This window comes from Rhizobacter sp., assembly GCF_031412075.1.
Taxonomy (GTDB): domain Bacteria; phylum Pseudomonadota; class Gammaproteobacteria; order Burkholderiales; family Burkholderiaceae_C; genus Rhizobacter.
Genome location: NZ_JANOCG010000099.1, coordinates 1 through 6,965, shown reverse-complemented (window position 1 = coordinate 6,965; position 6,965 = coordinate 1). Strand labels below are relative to the sequence as shown.

General features: G+C 63.3%; 9 protein-coding genes. 5 read left to right on the top strand and 4 right to left on the bottom strand.

All coding sequences use genetic code 11. The features are described from left to right. From dnaN to RMO40_RS03775, 3 genes are all read left to right on the top strand, one after another. Window positions 1–1,023, top strand: a 1,023-nt coding sequence (gene dnaN, locus RMO40_RS03785; RefSeq protein WP_309716525.1) for a DNA polymerase III subunit beta, incomplete at its 5' end; no start/stop codon positions are given. Window positions 1,024–1,128: 105 nt separating this feature from the next. Next, window positions 1,129–3,657 (top strand): DNA topoisomerase (ATP-hydrolyzing) subunit B, encoded by a 2,529-nt coding sequence (gene gyrB / locus RMO40_RS03780; RefSeq protein WP_309716522.1) that lies wholly within the window; start codon window positions 1,129–1,131, stop codon window positions 3,655–3,657. 7 nt (window positions 3,658–3,664) lie between these two features. After that, window positions 3,665–3,883: a SlyX family protein gene (locus RMO40_RS03775; protein WP_309716519.1), complete on the top strand. Its 219-nt coding sequence runs from the start codon at window positions 3,665–3,667 to the stop codon at window positions 3,881–3,883. A 21-nt stretch (window positions 3,884–3,904) separates the two neighbouring features. Here the strand turns inward: RMO40_RS03775 and RMO40_RS03770 are convergent, their stop codons facing one another. Both RMO40_RS03770 and RMO40_RS03765 read right to left on the bottom strand, forming a co-directional pair. Further along, window positions 3,905–5,200 carry a HipA domain-containing protein gene (locus tag RMO40_RS03770; RefSeq protein ID WP_309716515.1) on the bottom strand — a complete coding sequence of 432 codons (1,296 nt, stop codon included), beginning with the start codon at window positions 5,198–5,200 and terminating at the stop codon, window positions 3,905–3,907. After that, window positions 5,197–5,577, bottom strand: a complete 381-nt coding sequence (locus RMO40_RS03765; RefSeq protein WP_309716512.1) for an XRE family transcriptional regulator — start codon at window positions 5,575–5,577, stop codon at window positions 5,197–5,199. The genes RMO40_RS03770 and RMO40_RS03765 overlap by 4 nt, the downstream gene beginning before the upstream one ends. Window positions 5,578–5,650: 73 nt before the next feature. Here RMO40_RS03765 and RMO40_RS03760 point away from each other — a divergent pair, with 73 nt between their 5' ends. Next, the gene (locus RMO40_RS03760; protein WP_309716509.1) at window positions 5,651–6,121 is read left to right on the top strand and encodes a GNAT family N-acetyltransferase; all 471 of its coding nucleotides are present in this window, start codon (window positions 5,651–5,653) and stop codon (window positions 6,119–6,121) included. Between the two features lie 11 nt (window positions 6,122–6,132). Here RMO40_RS03760 and RMO40_RS03755 read toward each other — a convergent pair whose 3' ends face one another. Further along, entirely contained in the window at window positions 6,133–6,435 is a 303-nt protein-coding gene (locus RMO40_RS03755; protein ID WP_309716506.1) for a hypothetical protein, read from the bottom strand. A 19-nt stretch (window positions 6,436–6,454) separates the two neighbouring features. On the opposite strand from RMO40_RS03755, the gene RMO40_RS03750 reads away from it, so the two are divergent. Further along, window positions 6,455–6,610: a DUF3096 domain-containing protein gene (locus RMO40_RS03750; protein WP_309716503.1), complete on the top strand. Its 156-nt coding sequence runs from the start codon at window positions 6,455–6,457 to the stop codon at window positions 6,608–6,610. Window positions 6,611–6,650: 40 nt separating this feature from the next. On the opposite strand, the gene RMO40_RS03745 is transcribed toward RMO40_RS03750, so the two are convergent. Next, on the bottom strand, window positions 6,651–6,965 hold a 315-nt coding region (locus RMO40_RS03745), incomplete at its 5' end, for a cyclase family protein (protein ID WP_489660102.1).

Genomic DNA, 6,965 nt, shown 5'->3' with positions numbered 1-6,965 from the left:
CCCATCCTGGCCAATGTGCTGATCCGCAAGACGGGCTCGCAGATCGAGTTCACCACCAGCGACCTGGAGATCCAGGTTCGCACCCTGGCCGAGCTCGATGGGGACGCCGCCAACTTCAGCACCACGGTAGGTGCGCGCAAGCTGATCGACATCTTGCGCTCGCTGCCCAACGATCAGATGGTCACGCTGAGCGCCAACCAGAACAAGCTCACCCTGCAAGGTGGCAAGAGCCGCTTCACGCTGCAAACGTTGCCTAGCGATGACTTCCCGCTGGTGCAAGAAGCAGCTGACTTCGGCCCCGTGTTCAGCGTGCCGCAAAAGACACTCAAGCTTTTGATCAACCAGGTGCACTTCGCGATGGCGGTGCACGACATCCGCTACTACCTCAACGGCATCTTGTTCGTCGCCGAGGGTAAGAGCCTCACGCTGGTCGCAACCGACGGTCACCGGCTGGCGCTCGCCCAGGCCACGCTCGATGTGGAGATTCCGAAACAAGAAGTCATCCTGCCGCGCAAGACGGTGCTCGAACTGCAACGTTTGTTGAAGGATGAAGAGACACCGATCGAGATGCGCTTTGCCGGCAACCAAGCCAAGTTCAGCTTCAGCGGCATGGAGTTCGTGACCAAGCTGGTCGAAGGCAAATTCCCCGACTACAACCGCGTGATCCCGAAGAACCACAAGAACCACATCACGCTCGGCCGTGCGCCCTTGTTGGCCAGCCTGCAGCGCGCGGCCATCCTGACCAGCGAAAAGTTCAAGGGTGTGCGCGTCAACATCGAGCCCGGCACCTTGCGCATTGCGTCGAGCAATGCCGAGCAGGAAGAGGCCAAGGAAGAGCTCGAGATCGACTACAGCGGAGACGCCATCGAGATCGGTTTCAACGTCACCTACCTGATGGACGCCTTGGCCAACATGAGTGTCGAGATGGTCAAGCTTGAGCTCCAAGACACCAACTCAAGCGTCTTGATCACCGTGCCCGAGCAAGCTGGGTTCAAGTACGTTGTGATGCCGATGCGGATCTAGCGCAACACATCGATTCCCCATAAGCGGGCCGCTGGCCCGCTTCAGCGTTTTTGAAGGGGCCTGCAATTTCCATTGCGACCCCCACACAGAGAGCCAGAAACAGCAATGAGCGACGTGCAAAACCTCCCCGAAGACGACGAAGCCAAGAAGGCCGCCACGGCCGCCGATTACGCCGCCTCCAGCGCGGCATACGGTGAAGGCAGCATCCAGATCCTGGAAGGCCTGGAAGCGGTGCGCAAGCGCCCCGGCATGTACATCGGCGACACCTCCGACGGCACCGGTTTGCACCACCTGGTGTTCGAGGTGGTCGACAACTCCATCGACGAATCGCTGGCCGGTTATTGCGACGACATCGTGGTGACGATCCACAGCGACAACTCCATCAGCGTCACCGACAACGGCCGCGGCATCCCGACCGGCGTGAAGATGGACGACAAGCACGAGCCCAAGCGCAGTGCGGCCGAGATTGCGCTGACCGAGCTGCATGCCGGCGGCAAGTTCAACCAGAACAGCTACAAGGTCTCGGGCGGTCTGCACGGTGTGGGTGTGAGCTGCGTCAACGGTTTGTCGAAGTGGCTGCGCCTCACGGTACGCCGCGATGGCAAGGTGCACTTCATGGAGTTCAAACAAGGCATTCCGCAAGAGCGTCTGATCGAGCAGCGCGACGGCTTCGAAGTCTCGCCCCTGAAGGTGATCGGCGACACCGAAAAGCGTGGCACTGAGGTTCACTTCCTGCCCGACCTGGAGATCTTCTCCAACATCGACTTCCACTACGACATCCTGAGCAAGAAGCTGCGCGAGCTGAGCTTCCTGAACAACGGCGTGAAGATCCGTCTGGTGGACGAGCGCAACAACCGCGAAGACACTTTCGCCTATGCGGGTGGTGTCAAAGGTTTTGTCGAGTTCATCAACACCGGCAAGAAGGCCTTGCACCCCAACATCTTCGGCGCCATGGGCGAGAAGATGAGCGACCAGGGTACGACCATCACCGCCGACGTGGCGATGCAGTGGAACGACGGCTACAGCGAAAACGTTCTCTGTTTCACCAACAATATTCCCCAACGTGACGGTGGCACCCATCTGACGGGCTTGCGCGCTGCGATGACACGCGTCATCAACAAGTACATCGACGACAACGACTTCGCCAAGAAGGCCAAGGTCGAAGTCACCGGCGACGACATGCGCGAGGGCTTGTGCTGCGTGTTGAGCGTGAAGGTGCCCGAGCCGAAGTTCTCCAGCCAGACCAAGGACAAGCTGGTCAGCAGCGAAGTGCGCGGCCCGGTCGAAGACGTGGTGAGCAAGGCGCTCACCGACTACCTGCTCGAGAACCCGGTCGACGCCAAGATCATCTGCGGCAAGATCGTCGACGCCTCACGTGCCCGCGAAGCCGCACGCAAGGCGCGCGAAATGACACGCCGCAAGGGTGTGCTCGACGGCATGGGCCTACCGGGCAAGCTGGCCGACTGCCAAGAGAAAGACCCGGCGATGTGCGAGATCTACATCGTCGAGGGCGACTCCGCCGGTGGCTCGGCCAAACAAGGGCGCGACCGCAAGTTCCAGGCGATCCTGCCACTGCGCGGCAAGATCCTGAACGTGGAGCGAGCGCGTTTCGAGCGCCTGCTCACCAGCAATGAAATCCTCACGCTGATCACTGCGCTTGGTACCAGCATCGGCAAGGAAGAGTTCAACCCCGACAAGCTGCGCTACCACCGCATCATCATCATGACCGATGCCGACGTGGACGGCGCGCACATCCGCACCCTGCTGCTGACCTTCTTCTATCGGCAGATGCCCGAGATTGTCGAGCGTGGTCACATCTACATCGCGCAGCCGCCCCTCTACAAGGTCAAGCTCGGCAAGGAAGAGCAGTATCTGAAAGACGGCACCGAGCTCGACGCCTACCTGCTCAAGGTGGCCCTCAAAGACGCCAAGCTTGAAACCGGCGTGGCCGGTGCGGTGCTGCAAGGCGAAACGCTCGACACGCTGGCACGCCAATACGTGCTGGCCAACAACGTCGTCAGCCGCCTGAGCAAGTGGATGGACGTCGAAGCGCTGCGTGCCATGGCCAACGGCATGGCGCTTGACCTCGACACGCTGGAGGCCGCCGAAACTTCGGCGCTCGGATTGAAGGGTGTGCTGCACAACGCCGAAGTCACGGCCGAGTTCGACGAGCGCACCGACAAGCACATCTTGCGCATCAGCCGCATGCACCACGGCAATGTGAAGAGCAGCGTGATCACCGCCGACTTCGTGCACGGCGCCGACTACGGGGCTCTGAGTGAGGCAGGCCGCACGTTCCGTGGTTTGGTGAGCGCCGAGGCGGTGGTCAAGCGCGGCGAGGGCGAAAAGCAGAAAGAAGCCAAGGTCGGCGACTTCCGCCAGGCCATGGCCTGGCTGATCCAGCAAGCAGAGGCCGCCGTGGGCCGCCAACGCTACAAGGGCCTGGGCGAAATGAACCCCTCGCAGCTGTGGGAGACGACCATGGACCCGACCGTGCGCCGCCTGCTGCGCGTGCAGATCGACGACGCCATCGAAGCCGACCGTGTGTTCACCATGCTGATGGGTGACGAAGTGGAGCCACGGCGCGAGTTCATTGAAGCCAACGCCTTGCGGGCGGCGAACATCGACGTTTGATCGCGGAATGACGCAGCCCAGCGATGTGGAAAAGCGCCTGACCGACCTGGAGGTCAAGGCGAGTTTCACCGAAGACCTGGTCGACCATCTGAACCAGATCGTGGCCCGTCAGCAGCAGCACATCGATCTTCTGCTGGCCGAAGTGGCGCGGCTTCGCGAGCAAGGCAGTGCGGGTGACAGCGAGGTTGTTCGCAGCTTGCGCGACGAGTTGCCGCCGCACTATTGAACCGTGGCGTTCTAGGACACCCTAGCGCCCAAAGGCACCCTTGCCTCGCGCTGAACGTGTCGGGGCCGAGTGATCCGCAGCCTTGAAGCTCTGTCGCTGCGCGAGCAGGGGCTCCCCATCAATCCGCTCCGCCAGGCTCGCCAGATCCGAGCCCGTGACACCGCAAGCCGCGAAGTGCTCACGCCACCCGTTCACCACATCAATGACACGCGCCACCTGCTCGGCCGCCTGCGCCGCCGTGTAGCCGAAGAGGGCGCATTGCGACATCGCATTGGGCAGCGTCGAGTCCCGCTGATCCGTGCCGACAATGAACTCCTGATAACCCTGGCCCGAGTTGGTGGGCAGCACGTCGTAGGCCGGTGCCAGCCGGTACTTGCCCTGCTGCGAGGGGGCCAGCACCATCAGCGCGTGGTTCTTCTCGTGGTCGTCGGTGTTGTCGATGAGGATGTTGAACACCATGCGGCGAAACAGCTCCTGCATGTCGAGCAGGTTGGCGTCGCCCTCGGCCACACCCACCCGGCGCAGCAGCTGGGCCAGGCTCGGGTAGCCCAGCAGGGGCTCCTGCCCGCCGATGGTTTCAGCGCGCAGCGCGGTGCCGGCCGAGATGCAGTGGATTCTTGAAGCGCCGCGGCGGTCATATCGCCGCACGGCCAACGCGTTCTCGCCGGCCAGCGGCACCACGCGCGTTGGCGCCACCGTGATGCCGGCCTTCTCAGCGAGCGTCATCGACGCGTGCTCGATCAGCGGCACGTCGATCGGCTCGTTGTTGAAGAACTTGATGACCCACTGCTCGCCGTCGATCTCGATGAGGGCCTTCGGCTTGGCACCGCCAAAGCTGCCACCGGCCGAGATCAGCGTGCGCTCGATGTGGTTGACGGGCTCCTTGGCGCTGACCTTGTGCACCACTTCACTGAGCGCCTGGGCCTGCACCAGGCGCGGCAGCGGGTTCCTGGCGCGCGGGGTGTACGCCTCGGCCGAGGTCGACACGCCGAGCGCACCGAAGCGGTCGTCGCCTGCGCAGTAGAGGTACTCCATGATCGACAGGCGCGCCGGTTTGTCGATGTACTGGATGACGCGCTCGCCCCAGCGGTCGGGCCGCGCATCGTCGACGGCGCCGGCGGCCAGGCCCTTCCAGCGCGGGAGATGTTCGATGTCGACCAGCGGCAGGTCTTCGCTGAGCGGCAAGCCGTGGTTCAGCCATTCGCGGTCGTACTGGAGCGACACACCCTTGCCGGCATCGACCAGCCGGAGCGTGCCTACATGGCGCGGCGACGCCGGTTCAGTGAGCCACCAAAGGTGCAGCTGGTCGTGCCTCATGGGGGTGGCGTGCGTTGTTTGGTGGCGCGTGCCAGCTTGGCCTGCGCCGTGGCGCGCACGCGCTCGCGGCCCAGGGTCTCGGCCTCACGCACGTCGAGCTCGAGCGCACCGCGGTCTTCTCGCGGGGTGGCCAGGGTGGCCAGTGCGCCGTCACGTCCCACCAGCCACAACGCGGTGGCCAGCACCCCGAGGCTCACGCCAGGTTCACCCGCCTCGAGGCGCAGCAGGGTGGGTACGCTGACACCAATGCGCTTGGCCCAGGTTTTGAGCGATTCCTTGCGGCGCAAGCGGGCAACAGCCAGGTCGGCGCCGAGTTGCTGCAACGCAGCCACCGTGGAGGGTGGCATCTGGCTCAGTGCGGCAGATGCTTTGGACATAACATAAAGTTTATCTATTTATGTATTGACGGTCAAGTTTATGTTATCAATGCCCGTTCAACGCTATCACCCCATGAGCCCCACCATCCTTCATCTGTTCGAGGCGCCCGCGCACCGGGCGGCGACCGCGGCATTGATCCACCACGAGTTCTGGCTCGAGGTGCCGGGCGCCAGTGCCGAGCGCATGGCGGCGCGGCTGGCAATGGCCGACCGTGCCGACAAGCTGCCGCTCTCGCTGATCGCGCTGCACGGCGGGCAACTGGTGGGGGCCATCAACCTGGTCGACAACGACGATGAGGACCACCCCGAGTGGCACCCCTGGTTGGCCGGCATGGTGGTGGCGCCAGCCTGGCGAGGGCAGGGCATCGGCTCGGCTCTGGTCATGGCCCTGTTGGGGCATGCACGCCGACTGGGCTTCGAGCGGGTGTATTTCGGTACCGACGGGCCGGGCTTCTATACCCGCCTGGGAGCGCTGCACCACGCGCAGCCAAAACCGGGCTTCTGGTTCATGCGCTTCGAGCTGGAGCGCGGCTCGAGCGGCTGAGCCGGGTCAGATCACCCGAAGTTCTGAACCCACTCGACGCCTTGTGTGTACGCGGCATCGATCGCAACTTCTTCGCTTTCGTAATCGGCCTTCTGCACCGCAATGACGCGGGGGCGGGTCGGCCAGACCTGTTTGGAGACGACGAGCGTGGGCACGAATTTGCCGCTGTCGATGACCTTGGCGCTGCAGATCAGCTCGTAGTCCTGGTGCCGGAAAGTCTTGGTTGCGGCCATGGCGAGCGGTGTGGTGACGATGGGGCAGTATGCGCCATCGGCCGTGACGGTCGGGAGCTCGCTTACGATGGGCCGTTGCATCCACTCGAGACCCCACCCCATGAACATCCAATTGAGCCTGACCCCGTTGATTTCGCTGATCGCCGGCATCCTGATCCTCGTCATGCCCAAGCTCCTGAACTACATCGTGGCGATCTACTTGATCGCCGTGGGCCTGATCGGCATCTTCGGCCTGAACTCGATGCAGTTCCGCTGACGCGCACCGGGCGCGCAGGCCCCTGCGCGCCACGGTTGGCTCAGTACACGAAGATCGGGTTGATGATCGCCTGCACCGCGCCGGTCACGCGCGAGGGGCCGAGCGTGAACAGGCCTTCGTAGACGCCGTCTTTCACGGCCTCTTCGGCGTTGACGTTCTCCAGGATGTAGATGCCGTTGATCGCCAGCAGGATCTGGTGCACGTTGAACACGTGCTTGGCGTTTTCGAAGGGCAGCACCTCCAGCCCCCAGGTGTCGGCGCCGACCATGGCCACGTTGAGCGAGGCCAGGTAGTTGGCACCGTCGACACCCAGGCCGGGTTCGACCGAGCCGTAGCGTTTGTCGTCCTTGCCGAT